Source organism: Ruegeria sp. HKCCA6837 (assembly GCF_013034475.1).
Classification (GTDB): Bacteria; Pseudomonadota; Alphaproteobacteria; order Rhodobacterales; family Rhodobacteraceae; genus Ruegeria.
Genome location: NZ_WQGD01000014.1, coordinates 81,634 through 97,525 on the forward strand (window position 1 = coordinate 81,634; position 15,892 = coordinate 97,525).

Here is a 15,892-nt window from a genome sequence, read left to right on the forward strand (position 1 = left end):
ACTCACGGGACGGGGCCGGGGCGAGGCTTTCGGGCTTATGACCCCCGGTCTCACCGCTGAAGGGGATGTTCGACGCGGGTCTTGAAAGCGCTTGGTGGTTGGCCAGTCCAGCGTTTAAAGGCGGTCGAGAAGGCGGCCTGATCTGCGTACCCGAGTGAAAATGAAATCTCTGACAGAGTCATCCGGTTGGTCAGGAAGGTCTGGGCAAGATCACACCTGAGGTCGTCCACGATGTCGCGATAGCTTGTGCCTTCTTCTTTCAGGCGACGGCCGAAGGTTCTAAGGCTCATTCCAAGGTTCGAAGCTATGACCTCGGCCTGTGGGATCGTGCCGGGCAGGGATCGGGTGATTAGCCCTTCGGTCCGAGCACGGATCGAGTGTTCGGGTTTCTTGCGTTCCGCCAGTAGGCGCTCTGCGTATTCCAAAAGATGCTCGCGCAGTTTGGGATCATACGTCGGAACCGGCAGATCCAGTGCCGAAAGGGGCAAAACAATCTCAATCTTTTCCGATCCAAAGACCACCGGAAAACCTGCAAGTTTTTCAAAGCTTTTGTTATGATCCCCAACCTCATGCTGAAACCTTATCTCAATCGGGTTCAGGTTGATCTGAGTCAGGTTCCGCATTCTTGCGAGGGCGGCGAAGATCAGAAATTCGGTGCGCCGGTGATAACGGGCAAAACCCGCATCTTTCCAATCGGCTTCCAAAGTAGCGAAATTCCCGGCGATACGCAGACTAAGCGCGATGGCCGGGTCGATGATGCCGTGAAAGCGCGAAAGGTTCTCCATCACCTGTTTCAGGTCGCGTGAATACTTACTGATATAAGCTGTCACAGTCGAGGCGGATGTGACCTCAAGCCCCGTACGGGCCGCAAAGGTAATGTCTTTGGTCGCGTCACATGCGAAGCGGACGAACAGGGCCTCTGTCTGAATACTGCAGGTTTCAACCGGTGGGGCGACATCCTGCGGCCTGAGGCCGGTTCGCTTCAGGACAGCCTTAGACAACTCTCCGTTTCCACTGTGACGATCCAGCGCCTGAATAATGAAATGTAGACGGCCAACATCCACGTCCATCGAGCAACAATACCTTACGATTACAAAACAATAGACAGCATATCATAGAATTTCGAATGACACTTGGGATTTTGACGGTCGCGACATCATGTGATGGCAGAAACGCAAAAGAAACTGGCCGGATCGAACATGGGTTTTGTGGTGTGAACACCCAGATAAGCTGTGTTGCCGGGTCAGCACCTTTAGGGGATGAGGTCAGAGCCTTCGGAGAAATCACCACTCTCTGCTCAGCGCTCCCCGGCACGCCCTTCTTCACAGATGTCGCATTGTTCAGGGGCTACAGATTTGACACCCTGTGGGAAAGGCGATGTCACGGATGTCAACGATATGCCGGAAAGTGATGTAAGTTCAAAAGTCTACGGTCAAAACTTGATTTTGTTTGATGGCCAGTGCGTGCTGTGTTCGGGTTTCTTCAGATTCATGCTCAGACATGATCGCTCGCAGTGCTTTCAGTTCGCGACTGCCCAATCCCCGCTTGGGCAGAAGCTCTATCAGGAGTTGGACCTGCCCACGCAAGATTTTGAAACCAACTTGGTGATCGTGGATGGAGTGGTCTATCAGCATCTGGATGCGTTTGCCGCAGCTATGCGTCAACTTCCCGGAATGTGGCGGCTGTTGTCTCTGTGCCGTTTCTTGCCCAATGCGCTCAAAATGCCTGCGTATCGTCTGATCGCGCGAAACAGGTATAAACTGTTCGGAAAATCCAGCACTTGTCTGGTACCGGGGCCTGACATTTGGGCGCGATTTGTGAGCGATGGTTATTGATGATGAATGACCCGTTCTTGCAGGCATTGGGATCGGTCGGGTATTTACCCGCTGCGGTTCTTCGCCTGCACAGCACAGAAGGATTGTATTCCGGCCAATGTGATATCGAGCCAGGCAGAGGTGTGTTGGTGGCGTTTGCCACCTATCTGGCCGGATTTCCCCCTAGTGGAAATGATGTTGACGTCTCGGTTTCGATCCGCGCTCGGGGCAAAGCAATGTCCTGGGAGCGCGACTTTGGCGGGCATTGCACCACTTCGCACCTGACATACGATGAAAACCGGAAATGCGTTCGTGAAGACTTTGGTGCGATTTCGATCTGGTTGCGACCCGCTTGGCAGAACGATGCGCTGCACATCGAAATTCATCGCTTGACCATCTTTGGTATTTTGATGCCCGCCTTTGCGTTGCCGCGCTCTCGCACGCGAGAATGGCAGGATGCACAAGGGCGATTCCGGTTTGATGTCTCAGCCCGGGCACCGGGTTTGGGATTGCTGATCCGGTATCGCGGGTGGCTCACGCCGGATCACACAATGCAGGGGGCTGGCTGAATTGATCGTGAGGGGCACTGTGCAATGCAAGAAGCAGGACTAACCTATCTGGGACACACAATCAGGGAAGATTAACGATGAAAAAGTTATACACATTTGCCGCGTTGGCGACCGTTGCCTTTAGTGTTCCCATGGCCGCCGATGCTGCGCGGAACGGGTATCGTACTGAGCCGATCAACGCCACGGATTTCGAAGTTATACCGCGTGGGGATCAGCGCACAGAAGGCTATTGGTGTGCGGCTGCGGATTATGCGCGCCGGACCTTGGGGTTGGGTTGGCAAGACAGGATCTACGTGTTGCGCGGATACGGGCCCAGTGTCACCACCGGTCGCAGAACGGCAGTTCAGTTTTCGATCAAGCAACCTGAGACCGCCGAGGTGCAACCCAGCAGCTTTATTTCGTTCGGGTTTCAACCTGGCAACAGTGAATCTGTACAAGGTGCAAACTCACGGTGTAACTATCGGCCGTTCTTCAACGACTGATAAACCCACAGGATCTTCACGATGCAGACTGAATTCGTTGTGCACACCCAAGGCCCGGGGCTTTACGAATTCACGTCTGACATCCGGGAATGGGTGGATCAGTGGTCCGCCGATGGCGTTCTGACGCTGTTCGTTCGCCATACCTCGTGTTCCCTGCTGATCCAGGAAAACGCCGACCCCGAGGTTCAAACCGACCTTCAGGCGTTTTTCGAACGACTTGTTCCTGCGTCCGACCATCCGGCAATGTCTTATCTGCGGCACACATATGAAGGACCAGATGACATGCCTGCGCATATCAAGGCTGCACTTATGCCTGTGTCGTTGACGATCCCTGTGTCTCAAGGGCGGATGGTTCTTGGAACCTGGCAGGGGATTTACCTGTTTGAACACCGCACTGCACCTCATCAAAGACGTGTCGCCGCGCATCTGGCCTGACCCTTTATCTAGCGGTTGAAAATTCCGACTACCCAAATCCTAGCGGCTGCCCTATAGTTGTGGATAAGTAAGCCGCAGCGCTTACAAAAAGAGGCCGAACAAGGGACGAGGAGACGGCGGATGCGCTGCCCGTTTTGCGGAAATATCGACACTCAGGTAAAAGACTCACGCCCGGCAGAGGACCACGTGGCTATCCGCCGACGCCGGTTTTGCCCGGCCTGTGGAGGGCGGTTCACAACGTACGAGCGTGTGCAACTGCGAGATCTGGTGGTCATTAAAACCAACGGCAAGCGCGAGGATTTCGACCGCGACAAGCTGGAGCGTTCGATCCGCATCTCGATGCAGAAACGGCCTGTTGATCCGGAACGGATCGATCAGATGATCTCGGGCATCGTGCGTCGGCTGGAAAGCATGGGCGACACGGATATTCCGTCCAACAAGATCGGTGAGATCGTCATGGAAGCTCTGGCGCGGATCGATACCGTCGCCTATGTTCGTTTTGCGAGTGTGTATAAGAATTTCCAGGCGGCCGATGATTTCGAGGAGTTTGTCCACGAACTGCGCCCGCCGCAGCCTCCGACGGACGAGTGAACGAAACAGATAAGCGATTTATGGCGCTGGCCCTGTCATTGGGGCGGCGCGGCCAAGGGACATGCTGGCCGAACCCAGCTGTGGGCTGTGTCATCGTGCGCGATGGCCGGATCATCGGGCGCGGTTGGACCCAACCGGGGGGGCGTCCGCATGCCGAGACCGAGGCGTTGGCCCAAGCCGGACAGGCCGCGCGTGGCGCTACCGTCTATGTAACACTAGAACCCTGCGCGCATCACGGCAAAACGCCGCCCTGCGCCGAAGCTTTGATAGCAGCCGGCGTCGCCCGCGTTGTGGCCGCCGTGGAAGACAGCGACCCGAGGGTCGCAGGGCAGGGCTTTGCCATGTTGCGCGCGGCTGGAATCGAGGTCGAAACGGGCGTTCTGGCAGAACAGGCGGAGCAGGATCTGGAAGGTTTTTTCTTAAAGACCGAACAGGGACGGCCGTTTGTGACCCTCAAACTGGCCAGCAGTTTTGATGGTCGGATCGCTACCTCAACCGGACACAGTCAATGGATCACCGGACCTAAGGCGCGGCGTGTCGTGCACGCGATGCGCGCCCGCCACGATGCGGTGATGGTAGGGGCAGGGACGGCGCGTGCCGATGATCCCTCGCTGACAGTGCGGGACCTGGGTGTCGCGCATCAGCCGGTGCGCGTGGTGGTGTCGCGTCACATGGACATCTCTTTGATGGGGCAGTTGGCACGCACTGCAGCGAAAACACCGGTATGGCTCTGTCATGCCCATCATCCTGATCCAGAGCGTGCACGCGCTTGGGAAGGTCTTGGCGCAAAACTTATCCCGTGCGCCTTGAAAGATCATCATATTGACGCACTGGATCTGCTTCAGCAATTGGGGCAGGCCGGCCTGACAAGCGTATTCTGCGAAGGCGGGGCGGCTCTTGCGGCTTCGCTTTTGGCCGAGGATCTGGTGGACGAACTGGTGGGCTTCACCGCTGGGGTGACCATCGGAGCCGACGGGCTTTCGGCCGTTGGATCTCTGGAACTTAAGACACTGGACGAAGCACCAAGGTTCGAGCTGATTGAAACGCAGGTTGTGGGCGGGGATATCCTGCACTGCTGGCGCAAACCCTCGCTGTAGGATTAACGCCACAAATGCGCGTGGGTCGCAAACGCGCCCTGAACTTTCGACAGCACTCGATTTACCGGCCCAGTGGGCACAGAATTCCCTTGGGCAAGACGCTCTACCGCCACTTCCACCGGACAGGGCTGGCCTGTGACGGGATCGAAGTAGCGGGGATAGTCGATCAGGGTTGCATGTACCAACCCCGTCAACGACGGTCTCGCACCGCGCCGAACTGGAACCGCCCCTAGATCGGTGGTCAGGCCCCAACCGGCATAGAACGGTGCGCCGAGGGTTGTAACCTTTACCCCGCGCAACAAAGCCTCGAACCCCAGAAGCGATGTCATTGTCCAGACTTCTTGGACATGGGGCAAAAGCGAGGCGGGATCTGTGTCAGCGACGACTATGTCGGCCAACGTCGCGGCGTCGATCCTGCCTTCGCGCAGCCCGGCTTCAACATCGGGGTGCGGCTTGTAGATCAGGATTGCGTTTGGATTGGCGTTGCGGGCAGCTTTCAGCAGATCCAAATTGCTGCGCACCGTGCTGGTGCCCAGCAGGACCGAGGCATCATCCTCAACCTGTCCCGGCACTAAAATACGATGCCCTTCGGGCAGGGCGGAGGCGGGCTGGCCCATATTGTATTTGCTCAATCCCTCTGCCAACAACCGCTGTATCAGGCGCTCGGCCCGCAATTCCTGATCTGGGCGCAGAGTTTCACGTCGACTGATCAGGTCTTCTATCTGGCTGGGTTTTGTCGGATCGTAGTAAATACCGATTTCATCCGTCACCAACGAGAGGGGCGGCGCAAGCTCTGCCCCCAAACCACGCGACCTGAGAAACCCGTCTTCGACCCGCACCGCACCATCGGTGTCGCGTGCCTGGTTGGCCCAGACCATATGTGGGCGCTCTGCAGTTTCGGGCTGTGCCGCTGTAAATCGCAGCTTTCCGTTCTGCCCGAAAATCTGCTGCAGATGCTTGCGTTTCCACAGCCGCATACCAGAGGCGGTCCATCCGTTCCGGTCCTGCCGCCACGCGCGGGTTTGCGCTTCGAGCGTGTCCAGTACTGTTTCAAGTTCGCATAGTTTATCCCGAAAAGGATCGTACCATGTGGGGTACAGCAGCATAGCTGCAGCGAAAAGCTGCGCGCGGGTCAGGTTGCGTTGGCGGCGCGCTATAGGATTTTCGTCCTGCGTCAGGCCCCAACCGGCATAGAAAGGTTGGCCGAAAACACGCGGTTTATGACCGGCCAGGATAGCTTCGAACCCCAATTGTGAAGACACTGTATAAACGGCAACAGCACCTTCCAGCAGGGGCCAGGGGCTGATCGGGTCGCTGAACATCGAAACGCTGTCTGAAAGCTCCTGATCCGTGAAATGCCCTTGGCGATAACCCGCCTGTGTTTCCGGGTGTGTTTTGATCAGGATACGCGCACCGGGGTTTTCCTCTTGTGCGACAAACAGCATTTCAAGGAACCGCGCCCGATCCGCGCCGCTGGCAGTGACCGCGGCGTCGCCCACCGTTTGATCGACGACCAGAACATATCCGGGGTCCGGAGGGGTCAAGGCCAGATCAAAGGCGGAATATTTGCTGAGATGCAGTTCTTTGATCCGTTCGATTGCAGCGCGCGCGCGATTCAGCAGGGCGGTGTCGTCCAACGGCTCATTGATCAGAGTCTTTTCAAGGTCCGATGGGGCTGACGCGTCGAAATGCAGCCCCGAGCGATCTATGAATAAGCCCAGGGGGGGCTCTCCCTCGCGTCCTGGGTGCAACGATCTGAGGAATGCATCTTCGATCCGTACAACCGGCGCGTCGTGTTTTTTGGCGACCGTTAGGCCGCGATGTGCAGTTGGGCTGTCGCCCCAAACCCCTACGCAATCACCGCTTTTGGGAATGCCCAAACGAACGTCAAAGCCAGCAAGGGACAAGATCCGCTTCAGGCGCTTTTGCGTCAAAAAGCCAGCATTATAGACAAACAGCCGGGTACGGCTGTCCCCGGCTGCGCTGTCCGCGTCGGGGATCATGCATCAGTTACCAGTGAGCGTGGCAACGTTGGCAATCGGTGTGAGGCCACCCGCGATAAGCGAGATGGATTTGCTCCACTGTGCGTATGGCGCTTCAGTCACGTAGATTGTGTCGTCGTCGCGGATCACGAAATCCCGCGCGATGAACAGGCCGTTGGGTGCTGTCAGGTTCAGCAGATAAATCATGCGCTGGTCGCCTTTCAGATCGGCACGGCCTGTGATGCTGCGGGCGACGCTCTCGCGTTCTTTGCGCAGGATGAAGATACCCGTCGGATCCGAGGATAGCGTCAGCAATCCACCTACTTGGGCAAGGGCCTCAAGGGCAGAAAGGTCCTGGCTTTCAAACGCCACGCGGGACTGGCCGCCTGTAGCGCCAAGCGCGATATAGGACCGGCTGTCTTCTTCCACCAGGATGCGATCGCCACCGCGAAGGGCCACATCAAGCTTGGGATTCCGATACAGGTCTTCGTACCAGACAGTGCCCCTTTGTCCGCCACGGATCAGTGTCACCAATGCAATGTCAGACGCCACCGAGACGCCCCCCGCCTGAGACAACATGCCCAACAAAGAGCGGGTCGGCCGTTGGATCGCGTATATGCCCGGAGCGTTTACTGTGCCGGTCAGCGATACAGTGGACCCGTCGCCTGCCGCGCGCCGCACTTCAACCTGTGGATCCGGCGTCTGTTCCTGCAGTTTGTTTGTGATCAGAACGCGCAATTGTTCCGGCGTGTTTCCGGCAGCCCGTAAGCGACCTGCATAGGGAACAAAGATGAAGCCTTCGCTATCAACCTGCACCTCTTCCAGCGCCGTTGCCGCGCCAGTTTCGGTGGTCAAAAGGCCGTCATCAACGTTTTCCCAAATGGTCAGGCTCAGCACATCACCGGGGCGAACCGTATCAGCGGTCAAGGTCTGGGCACTGCTGAACGAAGGGGAAAAGCCGAATTGTGGGATCGAGGATGTGGCACGTGTCACTCGATCATCGACCTCTACAACAAACGCGTTGCCACCGTTCTGCACAGCACCTGCCAGGATTTCGGTTTTGTTCGGTCCGGATTTCGGAAGCTGGCACGCGGCCATCAGGCCGATTGCGGCCACAAGGGAAACCCCCCGCATCCAACGCATAGGAGAGATCTTCACTGCCGGTGTCCTCAGTCTTTTTGTACTTGTGCGCAGCCTATCCGGTCAGACGCTCAACTTCCAGTCACAGCACGCCCTTGTCCTTCAACGATTTTCAACTGTGGCGTCCGCGCCGCGTTCTTGTTGAGGATCACCTGATATGGATCATTCGCACTCAGCATCATGTCTACAGCACGCCGCAGAACCTGCCGTCGACCACGACGGGAATAGAAACCGCCTGGCACCTGACTGGTTTCCAGAAGGAACTGTCGATAACACCGATATGCCTCGCTGTCGGGATGTTCAGGCGCTGCAAAAAAGGCAGCAATAGGCTGCTGAGACACGAATTCGGGTTTGTCGTAAACGGACCGTCCGAAAATCCGCAGTGGAATACCACGCCAAAGAACCTGCTGCCCGGCTGTTGAGTTCACGGTCACGGCTGAATTCGCGTCATCCAGAAGTTTGGCGAGTTTTCCGCCGGGGACATAGTGAACCCTTTCTTGGATACCGTGCTTTCTGGCGCATGCCATCGCGTGGCGGCGCAATGGTTCGCGGTGGTTTTCCAAAGGATGCTCCTTGATGACCAGCCTGTGATGTGCAGGCGCGCCCTGCGCAAAGCCCTCGATCACCTGATCCAGAAATTCGCACATGCCAGAATAGTTGGAATGTGCCCGGACCGAGCTGTCATGCCCCAATTGCAGCAGGACCAGGTGGTACGGATAACCACGCCACCTGACACGGGCTGTCGCAATACTGCGGCGAAGTCTATGAAAAGGCATCAAAATCAGTCGCTTGAAGTAAAGCCTGAACTCAGTTGACACAGGCAATTCCCGATGTCGCCGGAAGTTTCGGTATCTTCCGTTCACGAACATGACGAACCAATGGTACAGGGCACCGTAGAAAATGTGCTGCCGCATGTCCCCCCAATGTGATGGTGGCGGGGGTGTTTTGTTGTCCGCGTCTTCCAAAGCCAGCCGCATCTGCTTTACGCCCAGCGACATGAGGTGCGAGTTCCCGTTTGACCCGTTCCGCTCGTAAGTTACCCACCAGGGGCGCAGGTAGCCTTCCTCAAACACATGAACGATTGCCCCGTGCGCCCTGGCAACATGAACCGCTAGCGCATGCACTGGCCGTGTATCCCCGTAGAGCACAATGTCCGTGACGCCCTTATCCGTGATGATCCCGGCAAGCGTTTCAGGCCAGGTCTCGGCTGCGCAGAGGAACGGAACATAGCTTGCCTTGTCGGACCAGAACGCCTTATCGCCTGCGTTGAACCCAACGCGCCAGACCTGAGCCCCAGTGGCACGCAGCATTTTTCCCAATGCCGAAAAAAACGGCCCATGTGGTCCCTGAAGAAACAGGAATACGCGATCTTTTGGATCTATGGGCGTATGCTGCATTTGGACTGCTCGTTTGGTTTTATTGTCGAAACTATGCCCGTTTGGGCAAGGCGCAGCAAGGCAGGGCTTGCCCGCGCGGCTTGATAGGCTTACCTCGGCGGTGAGACTAGGACAGCGTAGAGACTGAGGGTTAACGGAATGTTTACAGGGATCGTTACCGACATGGGCACCGTCACCGAACTGGAGCAGAAGGGAGACCTGCGCGCCCGTATCAAAACAGCCTATGATACGTCCGGTATTGATATCGGGGCTTCAATTGCCAGTGATGGCGTTTGTCTGACAGTGATCGCACTGGGGGATGATTGGTATGATGTTCAGATCAGCGCTGAAACTGTGTCGAAAACCAACCTGGATACGTGGACTGTTGGCAAACGCGTCAATCTTGAACGTGCGTTGAAGGTTGGCGACGAATTGGGTGGCCATATCGTGTCCGGTCACGTGGATGGCGTGGCCGAGGTGGTTGCCGTCGAAGACGAAGGCGACAGCACCCGTGTGACTCTGCGCGCGCCCAAAGACTTGGCGCGGTTTATCGCCCCAAAAGGATCGGTGGCGCTGAACGGAACCTCTCTGACGGTCAACGATGTGAGTGACTGCGATTTTGGTATCAACTTCATTCCGCACACCAAAGAGGTGACCACCTGGGGCGACGTTCATGTTGGCGATCGTGTCAACCTTGAGATCGATACGCTGGCCCGTTACGTCGCGCGTTTGGCCGAGATGTCCTGATACGTCGCGTCGCGCCCGATCTGCGCCGTTTGCAGGCTGGCCTTTGGGACCTGAGTGGTCTATTCCGCCGTGCAAACATGCCATCTGAAAGGCTGCCCCATGAGCTTTGAAACCCCCGGTCCAGTTGAGGCCCAGCTGCGCGATGCGATCAGCCCGATCGAAGACATCATCGAAGAAGCGCGCGCGGGCCGGATGTATATACTGGTTGATCACGAGGATCGCGAAAACGAAGGTGATCTGGTGATTGCCGCTGAATTCGCCGATGCCGAGGCGATCAACTTCATGGCCACCCATGGGCGCGGTCTGATCTGTTTGCCGATGACGGCGGAACGCGTGGATGCGTTAGGACTGCCGATGATGGCCGTGAACAACTCGTCCCGGCACGAGACCGCATTCACGGTTTCAATTGAAGCCCGCGAAGGTGTCAGCACTGGAATTTCCGCTGCTGATCGTGCGCTGACCGTGGCTACCGCGATCAATGCGCAGAACACAATGGCGCACATCGCGACGCCCGGCCATATCTTCCCATTGCGGGCCAAGCGGGGTGGGGTGCTGGTGCGTGCGGGCCATACAGAGGCGGCCGTTGATATCTCGCGTCTGGCAGGGTTGAACCCGTCCGGCGTGATCTGCGAGATCATGAAGCCCGACGGCACCATGGCGCGTCTGCCTGATCTGGTTGAATTCGCTCAAGAGCACGACATGAAAATCGGCACGATCAGTGATCTGATCAGCTATCGCTCGCGCAATGACAATCTGGTGGTTGAAACCTCGCGTCAGACCGTCACGTCAGAATATGGCGGCGAATGGGAAATGCGGATATTCACCGATCAGACCCACGGCATCGAACATGTTGTCATGATAAAAGGCGACATCTCGACGCCCGAGCCGGTTTTGACCCGCACGCACGCGCTGCACGAAGCGCCGGATATCCTGGGTCTCGGGCCGAAATCTTCGCGCGAATTGCCGCGTGCGATGGAAAAGATCGCCGAAGAGGGGCGCGGTGTCGTCTGCCTGTTCCGGCAACCACGCAACTCACTTTACGCTATTGACGATGATGGCCCGCGAACCATCAAGCAGACCGGGCTGGGCGCGCAGATCCTGTCCAAAATGGGCATTCAGGAACTGGTGCTGCTGACCGACTCGCCTGAAACCGTGTATCTGGGGCTCGACGCCTTTGGTTTGTCCATCGTGGGCACCCGCTCGATTTTGAAGGAAGACTGATCATGGCTGAACAAGACAAGCATGGTATCCTGCCGACGCCCAGTTTCGACAAGCCGGTGAAGCTGTTGATCGTGGCGGCCCCGTTCTATCGCGCGATTGCCGACAATCTGATCGCCGGTGCCAAGGCCGAGATCGATGCCGCAGGCGGCACCTGCGAGGTTGTTGAAGTTCCGGGCGCGCTGGAGATCCCCACCGCCATCGCCATGGCCGACCGTCAGTGCAATTTCGACGGCTATGTCGCCCTGGGCTGCGTCATTCGTGGTGAGACCACGCATTATGAGACCGTCTGCAACGACTCGAGCCGCGCCATCCAGCTGATGGGTCTGCAGGGCCTGTGTATCGGCAACGGTATTCTGACGGTCGAGAATGATGAACAGGCCGAAGTCCGGGCCAACCCCGAAAAGATAAATAAAGGTGGCGGGGCGGCCGCTGCGGCCTTGCATCTGATCGCACTCAGCCGTAAGTGGGGCTCTTCCAAAAAGGGCGTTGGCTTCAAGCCGCCGTCCGAGTCCATCCTTGTGGCGGGCGACAACAACGGACCCACGACAGCATGACCCAGACAGACGCGCCGAAACCGGCCAACCAGAAACGCCTGATGAAATCCGCCGCCCGGCTTTATGCTGTGCAGGCGTTGTTCCAGATGGAGCAGTCGGGTCAGACGACGGAAGCCGTCGTGAATGAGTTTCTGGATCACCGTTTTGGCGCCGTCTATGAGGGTGAAGAAATGCTGGATGGCGATATCAGCGTCTTCCGATCGCTGGTCGACAACGCGGTGAACTATCAGGCGCCGATCGATCAGATGACCGACCGCGCTCTGGTTGCCAAATGGCCGATTGCGCGCATTGACCCGACATTGCGTGCCTTGTTCCGCGCAGCTGGGGCAGAGCTGACCCAAAGCGATACGCCGCCCAAGGTGGTCATCACTGAATTCGTCGACGTTGCGCGCGCTTTCTTCCCCGAAGGCAAAGAGCCTAAATTCGTCAACGCCGTTCTGGATCACATGGCACGTGAGGCTCAGCCCGAGGCGTTCTGACGCCTTTACCGTCGCCCTCTAAGCGCTAGACTTCTGATATCAGCGCAAGGAGAGATGCGATGCCGAAACTGATCCGTCTGTATATCACGCAAGTCGCTTGGGGTTTTGTCATCTCGGCGGTGTTTGTCGGCGTACTATTGGCGCTGAACGTGGCGAACCTGCGCCACCTGATCACCGGCTCGGAAATCGGCCTGATCGCGCTGGTCATGATCTGGTTCATGAATGGCATCGTCTTTGCCGGGGTGCAATTTGCCTACAAGATCATGAGCATGGCAGAAAAGCCCGGTGGTCCACGGCGTGGATCGCCTGTCGTGCACAGCTTCAAGCCTGCACTCGCCAAGCAGGAAGCCCGCGCAGAGCGCTGAAATTCAAGGAAAATTGCGGCGGGACCACCAGTCAACCGTGCGGTGTGATTCCCGAGGACCTGTATGTACAGGTGGGCGCCAGGTAATCAGGCCAGGACCTGAACAGAGCCAGCCCCCTCGGAATTGCTTAAGGCCACCAGAATGCTACCTGTCACAAGAAGGGCAGAACCCGCCACGCGTTTAACTAGGGTGTCTGGCGGGTTCGCACAAGGGGTCAGGCATCAACAGTTTCGTGCAATGCCACGCGCATCTTGCCAAAGTGTTCGTCCCACCCTTTGTCCAAGGCCAGGATCAGTCCGAAGGCGTCGGCACCCTGCGGCAAGCCTTCGTGCAGCAGATCAAGACGCGTACCACCGGCCACAGGCTCCAACGTCCATTTCACGGTGCTTACAGCATCGCCCATAGGTTTCACTGTGAACGTGTATTCAAGATATTTGGGAGGCTTAGCGACGCGAACTTCGCCCCAGATCAGCAAATCTCCACTTGTGGTGCCAAACATCTCAAGCTTTTGACCTTCGACCAACGGCCGTTCCGGTTTGTGAAACCATTCTGCCAAATGGTCAGGGTCCGTAAGATAAGCCCATACGGTTTCCGGTTCGGCCCTGAGGAAAATTGATTTCTTCAATACAGAATCGGTCATTTTGATTTCCTTTCAACAGCTTCCTTGAGAGAGTTGAGGCGGTCGTCCCAGAACTGGTCAAAATAGCTGAGCCAATCTAGAACAGGGGCCATCCCCAGTGGTTCAAGTCGATTAATGCGTTCCCGACCGCGCACTTCGACCGAGATCAAGCCACCGTCAGAAAGAACAGTCAGGTGTTTCTTGACCGCAGCTCGGGTCATGTCGAACCGGTCGGTCAATTGCCCGATTGTCATGTCCTGAACTGCAAGCAGTTGCACGATGTCCCTGCGGGTTGGATCAGCCAGCGCACGAAACGCGTTTTGAGTTTGGTTTTCCATAAGCACCCTCAAATGAGATACCATTTGGTATCATATTAATGCAGTACCAAAAGGTATCATGTCAAGTCTGAAGGGACGCTTTACTTTTGTTCACTAATTGTTCACATTTGAGACATGGTTTTGGATTTGCAACCTGGACAGAAACTGGCGCGGGGTGTCGCGCGACACCTTGCGACGCATGGTTTTGTATCTGTTGAGGAATTTGTCCCGGCACGCGGCTTGCGCGTCGATGTGATGGGGTTAGGCCCCAAGGGTGAGCTTTGGGTGATCGAATGCAAATCCAGCCGGGCGGATTATCAGTCAGATTCGAAATGGCAGGGCTATTTGGAGTGGTGTGATCGGTTTTTCTGGGCTGTCGACACTGATTTTCCGGTCGATCTTTTGCCCGCGGAAACCGGTTTGATCATCGCCGACGCGTATGACGCAGAAATTGTGCGCATGTCTCCTGAGGACAAATTGGCCCCGGCACGGCGGAAGAAGATGATCCAGAAGTTTGCAACAGATGCGGCACGTCGTCTGCACGCGTTGCGCGATCCGCGGCTTTAGCGTCAGCCTTTGACGGCCAGAGCGGCTTGGACAGCCGCGCGGATTTCATCGGCAATTTCTTCGGCTTCTTCCGGGTCGAAATCCATCGGAATTTCCACACCGTCAGCTTCGATGAACAGGCGCACCATACCCTGATCGGTTGGGCCGATTTGCAGATTCGCCTGAATGTCGCGTTCGGTATTGATGCCCATCTGTGCCTCCGAGACTGAGCATTCCTGCTAGCGCGCACGGGGTTGAGAATCAAGTCACCTTTGCGGTCAGATAAATCATGGATGATGTTACACTCAGAACCTTTCAACCTGACGACGCCGCCTGGCTGGTCGAACAGCACGGTAGGCTCTATGCGCGTGATGAAGGGTTTGACGACAGTTTCGCGCCTTTGGTGGCACGTATCCTTGACGAGTTCATCGCATCCCACGATCCCACCCGCGAAAAGGGGTGGATTGCCGAGCAGGGCCGGCAACGGCTGGGCAGCATTTTTTGTGTAGGTCTGGATCAGCACACGGCAAAACTGCGCTTGTTTCTGCTTGTCCCCGAGGCACGCGGTCATGGGGTGGGCAAGCGGCTGCTGAAAGCCTGCACAGGCTTTGCAAGGAACGCAGGATATCAGGAAATGGTTCTGTGGACCCACGAAAGCCACAGGGCGGCATGTGCGCTTTACAAGGCGTTTGGGTGGGAACTGACAGACAGCAAACCGGTGCATTCCTTTGGGGTCGATCTTGTCGAACAAAGCTGGAAATTTCGGCTTTAATCCTCTTGCATTCCCCCGGCGCGTTCGGTAAATCGCCCCTCACGAGTGCCGCCTTAGCTCAGTTGGTTAGAGCGCTGGATTGTGGATCCAGAGGTCCCCTGTTCAAGCCAGGGAGGCGGTACCAATTTTATATTTTAATTTCATTATCTTACGTGGTTAGGCCACTTGATTATCGTAGGGACGTTCACCTAAAGGCAACTCTAAGGCAACTACGCTACACGAAATGATTGGATTTCTAGCCGCACTTCTTGTGGCGCTATAGACCAATGGTTACCAAACTCTCCTGATGCGATGTGTCAAGCGCCGACGATCACTATGCCACCAGAAGGTACCGAACGCACAAGATTGGTTGGTCAATCCTACGTTATCGCGCGCGAGCGATTGACCTGTGCATACAAACCCAAACCTCTACACCTAGCAGTAGCTACGTGATGGTTGGAGACTATTCGTCGTCATCCAGTTTTGCCTCAATCACCTTCTGTTGAGCCAATCTCTCTGGAAGGCGGTCGCTGATGTCTTTGAGCCGCTGTGTTGGATTGACGCTCATGCCTACAGTTCCGCTGTGGGTGTGCGTGATGCTAACGCCATCAGCGCGTCCGAATGCTCGGTCCTGAGCTAAGGCCAGCAAGGCAATTTGTTCTTTCCCCGAAAGTTTTCCTGATACAAATTCACCATTCTCATCTCGGCGATTGAAGAGTTCGTCCATCGACAACAGATCGTTCATGCGTTTCACAGCGATCTCGCCGTTCGACTGGATCAACTTTCTTGTCTCGGGGTCCAGCTTGG

Annotated in this window: 21 protein-coding genes and 1 tRNA gene; 14 read left to right on the top strand and 8 right to left on the bottom strand. The window is 56.6% G+C overall.

Annotated features, from left to right (window positions below; all coding sequences use genetic code 11):
- Nucleotides 1–50: 50 nt before the first annotated feature.
- Nucleotides 51–1,070, bottom strand: coding sequence for an AraC family transcriptional regulator (locus tag GOV91_RS17480; protein ID WP_171236437.1), 1,020 nt, complete (start codon nucleotides 1,068–1,070; stop codon nucleotides 51–53).
- A gap of 285 nt (nucleotides 1,071–1,355) precedes the next feature.
- Between GOV91_RS17480 and GOV91_RS17485 the strand changes: the two genes are divergently transcribed.
- From GOV91_RS17485 to ribD, 6 genes are all read left to right on the top strand, one after another.
- Nucleotides 1,356–1,835 (top strand): thiol-disulfide oxidoreductase DCC family protein, encoded by a 480-nt coding sequence (locus GOV91_RS17485; protein ID WP_371732337.1) that lies wholly within the window; start codon nucleotides 1,356–1,358, stop codon nucleotides 1,833–1,835.
- A gap of 2 nt (nucleotides 1,836–1,837) precedes the next feature.
- Nucleotides 1,838–2,383 carry a DUF4166 domain-containing protein gene (locus tag GOV91_RS17490; protein ID WP_171236438.1) on the top strand — a complete coding sequence of 182 codons (546 nt, stop codon included), beginning with the start codon at nucleotides 1,838–1,840 and terminating at the stop codon, nucleotides 2,381–2,383.
- A gap of 77 nt (nucleotides 2,384–2,460) precedes the next feature.
- Entirely contained in the window at nucleotides 2,461–2,865 is a 405-nt protein-coding gene (locus GOV91_RS17495; protein ID WP_171174862.1) for a hypothetical protein, read from the top strand.
- A gap of 21 nt (nucleotides 2,866–2,886) precedes the next feature.
- Nucleotides 2,887–3,300 (top strand): secondary thiamine-phosphate synthase enzyme YjbQ, encoded by a 414-nt coding sequence (locus tag GOV91_RS17500; protein WP_171236439.1) that lies wholly within the window; start codon nucleotides 2,887–2,889, stop codon nucleotides 3,298–3,300.
- A 120-nt stretch (nucleotides 3,301–3,420) separates the two neighbouring features.
- Nucleotides 3,421–3,891 carry a transcriptional regulator NrdR gene (nrdR, locus tag GOV91_RS17505; protein ID WP_050602693.1) on the top strand — a complete coding sequence of 157 codons (471 nt, stop codon included), beginning with the start codon at nucleotides 3,421–3,423 and terminating at the stop codon, nucleotides 3,889–3,891.
- A complete protein-coding gene (gene ribD, locus GOV91_RS17510; protein ID WP_171236440.1) occupies nucleotides 3,888–4,988 on the top strand; it encodes a bifunctional diaminohydroxyphosphoribosylaminopyrimidine deaminase/5-amino-6-(5-phosphoribosylamino)uracil reductase RibD in 1,101 nt (366 codons plus the stop codon). The genes nrdR and ribD overlap by 4 nt, the downstream gene beginning before the upstream one ends.
- A gap of 2 nt (nucleotides 4,989–4,990) precedes the next feature.
- On the opposite strand, the gene GOV91_RS17515 is transcribed toward ribD, so the two are convergent.
- The 3 genes from GOV91_RS17515 to GOV91_RS17525 are packed head-to-tail and all read right to left on the bottom strand — an operon-like array spanning nucleotide 4,991 to nucleotide 9,507.
- Entirely contained in the window at nucleotides 4,991–6,991 is a 2,001-nt protein-coding gene (locus GOV91_RS17515; protein WP_171236441.1) for a capsular polysaccharide biosynthesis protein, read from the bottom strand.
- Between the two features lie 3 nt (nucleotides 6,992–6,994).
- Nucleotides 6,995–8,128 (bottom strand): polysaccharide biosynthesis/export family protein, encoded by a 1,134-nt coding sequence (locus GOV91_RS17520; protein WP_371732338.1) that lies wholly within the window; start codon nucleotides 8,126–8,128, stop codon nucleotides 6,995–6,997.
- Nucleotides 8,129–8,181: 53 nt separating this feature from the next.
- Nucleotides 8,182–9,507 carry a capsule biosynthesis protein gene (locus GOV91_RS17525; RefSeq protein ID WP_171236442.1) on the bottom strand — a complete coding sequence of 442 codons (1,326 nt, stop codon included), beginning with the start codon at nucleotides 9,505–9,507 and terminating at the stop codon, nucleotides 8,182–8,184.
- A 138-nt stretch (nucleotides 9,508–9,645) separates the two neighbouring features.
- Here GOV91_RS17525 and GOV91_RS17530 point away from each other — a divergent pair, with 138 nt between their 5' ends.
- The 5 genes from GOV91_RS17530 to GOV91_RS17550 all read left to right on the top strand — a co-directional run bounded on the left by GOV91_RS17530 (nucleotide 9,646) and on the right by GOV91_RS17550 (nucleotide 12,852).
- Entirely contained in the window at nucleotides 9,646–10,233 is a 588-nt protein-coding gene (locus tag GOV91_RS17530) for a riboflavin synthase (RefSeq protein WP_171236443.1), read from the top strand.
- A gap of 99 nt (nucleotides 10,234–10,332) precedes the next feature.
- Nucleotides 10,333–11,454, top strand: a complete 1,122-nt coding sequence (gene ribB / locus GOV91_RS17535; RefSeq protein ID WP_171236444.1) for a 3,4-dihydroxy-2-butanone-4-phosphate synthase — start codon at nucleotides 10,333–10,335, stop codon at nucleotides 11,452–11,454.
- A 2-nt stretch (nucleotides 11,455–11,456) separates the two neighbouring features.
- Nucleotides 11,457–12,008 (top strand): 6,7-dimethyl-8-ribityllumazine synthase, encoded by a 552-nt coding sequence (locus tag GOV91_RS17540; protein WP_171236445.1) that lies wholly within the window; start codon nucleotides 11,457–11,459, stop codon nucleotides 12,006–12,008.
- On the top strand, nucleotides 12,005–12,487 hold the full coding sequence (nusB, locus tag GOV91_RS17545) for a transcription antitermination factor NusB (RefSeq protein WP_171089254.1): 483 nt from the start codon (nucleotides 12,005–12,007) through the stop codon (nucleotides 12,485–12,487). The genes GOV91_RS17540 and nusB overlap by 4 nt, the downstream gene beginning before the upstream one ends.
- Nucleotides 12,488–12,546: 59 nt before the next feature.
- A complete protein-coding gene (locus GOV91_RS17550; protein ID WP_171089256.1) occupies nucleotides 12,547–12,852 on the top strand; it encodes a hypothetical protein in 306 nt (101 codons plus the stop codon).
- 214 nt (nucleotides 12,853–13,066) lie between these two features.
- Here GOV91_RS17550 and GOV91_RS17555 read toward each other — a convergent pair whose 3' ends face one another.
- Both GOV91_RS17555 and GOV91_RS17560 read right to left on the bottom strand, forming a co-directional pair.
- Nucleotides 13,067–13,492 (bottom strand): SRPBCC domain-containing protein, encoded by a 426-nt coding sequence (locus GOV91_RS17555; RefSeq protein WP_171236446.1) that lies wholly within the window; start codon nucleotides 13,490–13,492, stop codon nucleotides 13,067–13,069.
- The gene (locus GOV91_RS17560; RefSeq protein WP_171174839.1) at nucleotides 13,489–13,809 is read right to left on the bottom strand and encodes a helix-turn-helix transcriptional regulator; all 321 of its coding nucleotides are present in this window, start codon (nucleotides 13,807–13,809) and stop codon (nucleotides 13,489–13,491) included. Before GOV91_RS17560 ends, GOV91_RS17555 begins: the two co-directional genes overlap by 4 nt.
- A 114-nt stretch (nucleotides 13,810–13,923) precedes the next feature.
- On the opposite strand from GOV91_RS17560, the gene GOV91_RS17565 reads away from it, so the two are divergent.
- Nucleotides 13,924–14,355: an MmcB family DNA repair protein gene (locus GOV91_RS17565; RefSeq protein ID WP_171174837.1), complete on the top strand. Its 432-nt coding sequence runs from the start codon at nucleotides 13,924–13,926 to the stop codon at nucleotides 14,353–14,355.
- Nucleotides 14,356–14,357: 2 nt separating this feature from the next.
- On the opposite strand, the gene GOV91_RS17570 is transcribed toward GOV91_RS17565, so the two are convergent.
- Nucleotides 14,358–14,546: a DUF6324 family protein gene (locus GOV91_RS17570; protein ID WP_171089264.1), complete on the bottom strand. Its 189-nt coding sequence runs from the start codon at nucleotides 14,544–14,546 to the stop codon at nucleotides 14,358–14,360.
- A gap of 77 nt (nucleotides 14,547–14,623) precedes the next feature.
- On the opposite strand from GOV91_RS17570, the gene GOV91_RS17575 reads away from it, so the two are divergent.
- Nucleotides 14,624–15,106: a GNAT family N-acetyltransferase gene (locus GOV91_RS17575; RefSeq protein ID WP_171236447.1), complete on the top strand. Its 483-nt coding sequence runs from the start codon at nucleotides 14,624–14,626 to the stop codon at nucleotides 15,104–15,106.
- A gap of 47 nt (nucleotides 15,107–15,153) precedes the next feature.
- A tRNA-His gene (locus GOV91_RS17580) sits at nucleotides 15,154–15,230 on the top strand.
- Nucleotides 15,231–15,548: 318 nt separating this feature from the next.
- On the opposite strand, the gene GOV91_RS17585 is transcribed toward GOV91_RS17580, so the two are convergent.
- Complete coding sequence (locus GOV91_RS17585) at nucleotides 15,549–15,830, bottom strand: hypothetical protein (protein WP_217352041.1); 282 nt, start codon at nucleotides 15,828–15,830, stop codon at nucleotides 15,549–15,551.
- Nucleotides 15,831–15,892 lie beyond the last annotated feature (62 nt).

Coding starts and splice junctions, on each gene's coding strand:
- GOV91_RS17480 (WP_171236437.1), bottom strand. CDS start 1,070: ATGGACGTGGATGTTGGCCGTCTACATTTCATTATTCAGGCGCTGGAT.
- GOV91_RS17490 (WP_171236438.1), top strand. CDS start 1,838: ATGAATGACCCGTTCTTGCAGGCATTGGGATCGGTCGGGTATTTACCC.
- GOV91_RS17495 (WP_171174862.1), top strand. CDS start 2,461: ATGAAAAAGTTATACACATTTGCCGCGTTGGCGACCGTTGCCTTTAGT.
- GOV91_RS17500 (WP_171236439.1), top strand. CDS start 2,887: ATGCAGACTGAATTCGTTGTGCACACCCAAGGCCCGGGGCTTTACGAA.
- nrdR (WP_050602693.1), top strand. CDS start 3,421: ATGCGCTGCCCGTTTTGCGGAAATATCGACACTCAGGTAAAAGACTCA.
- GOV91_RS17515 (WP_171236441.1), bottom strand. CDS start 6,991: ATGATCCCCGACGCGGACAGCGCAGCCGGGGACAGCCGTACCCGGCTG.
- GOV91_RS17525 (WP_171236442.1), bottom strand. CDS start 9,507: ATGCAGCATACGCCCATAGATCCAAAAGATCGCGTATTCCTGTTTCTT.
- GOV91_RS17530 (WP_171236443.1), top strand. CDS start 9,646: ATGTTTACAGGGATCGTTACCGACATGGGCACCGTCACCGAACTGGAG.
- ribB (WP_171236444.1), top strand. CDS start 10,333: ATGAGCTTTGAAACCCCCGGTCCAGTTGAGGCCCAGCTGCGCGATGCG.
- GOV91_RS17540 (WP_171236445.1), top strand. CDS start 11,457: ATGGCTGAACAAGACAAGCATGGTATCCTGCCGACGCCCAGTTTCGAC.
- nusB (WP_171089254.1), top strand. CDS start 12,005: ATGACCCAGACAGACGCGCCGAAACCGGCCAACCAGAAACGCCTGATG.
- GOV91_RS17550 (WP_171089256.1), top strand. CDS start 12,547: ATGCCGAAACTGATCCGTCTGTATATCACGCAAGTCGCTTGGGGTTTT.
- GOV91_RS17555 (WP_171236446.1), bottom strand. CDS start 13,492: ATGACCGATTCTGTATTGAAGAAATCAATTTTCCTCAGGGCCGAACCG.
- GOV91_RS17560 (WP_171174839.1), bottom strand. CDS start 13,809: ATGGAAAACCAAACTCAAAACGCGTTTCGTGCGCTGGCTGATCCAACC.
- GOV91_RS17565 (WP_171174837.1), top strand. CDS start 13,924: ATGGTTTTGGATTTGCAACCTGGACAGAAACTGGCGCGGGGTGTCGCG.
- GOV91_RS17570 (WP_171089264.1), bottom strand. CDS start 14,546: ATGGGCATCAATACCGAACGCGACATTCAGGCGAATCTGCAAATCGGC.
- GOV91_RS17575 (WP_171236447.1), top strand. CDS start 14,624: ATGGATGATGTTACACTCAGAACCTTTCAACCTGACGACGCCGCCTGG.
- GOV91_RS17585 (WP_217352041.1), bottom strand. CDS start 15,830: ATGAACGATCTGTTGTCGATGGACGAACTCTTCAATCGCCGAGATGAG.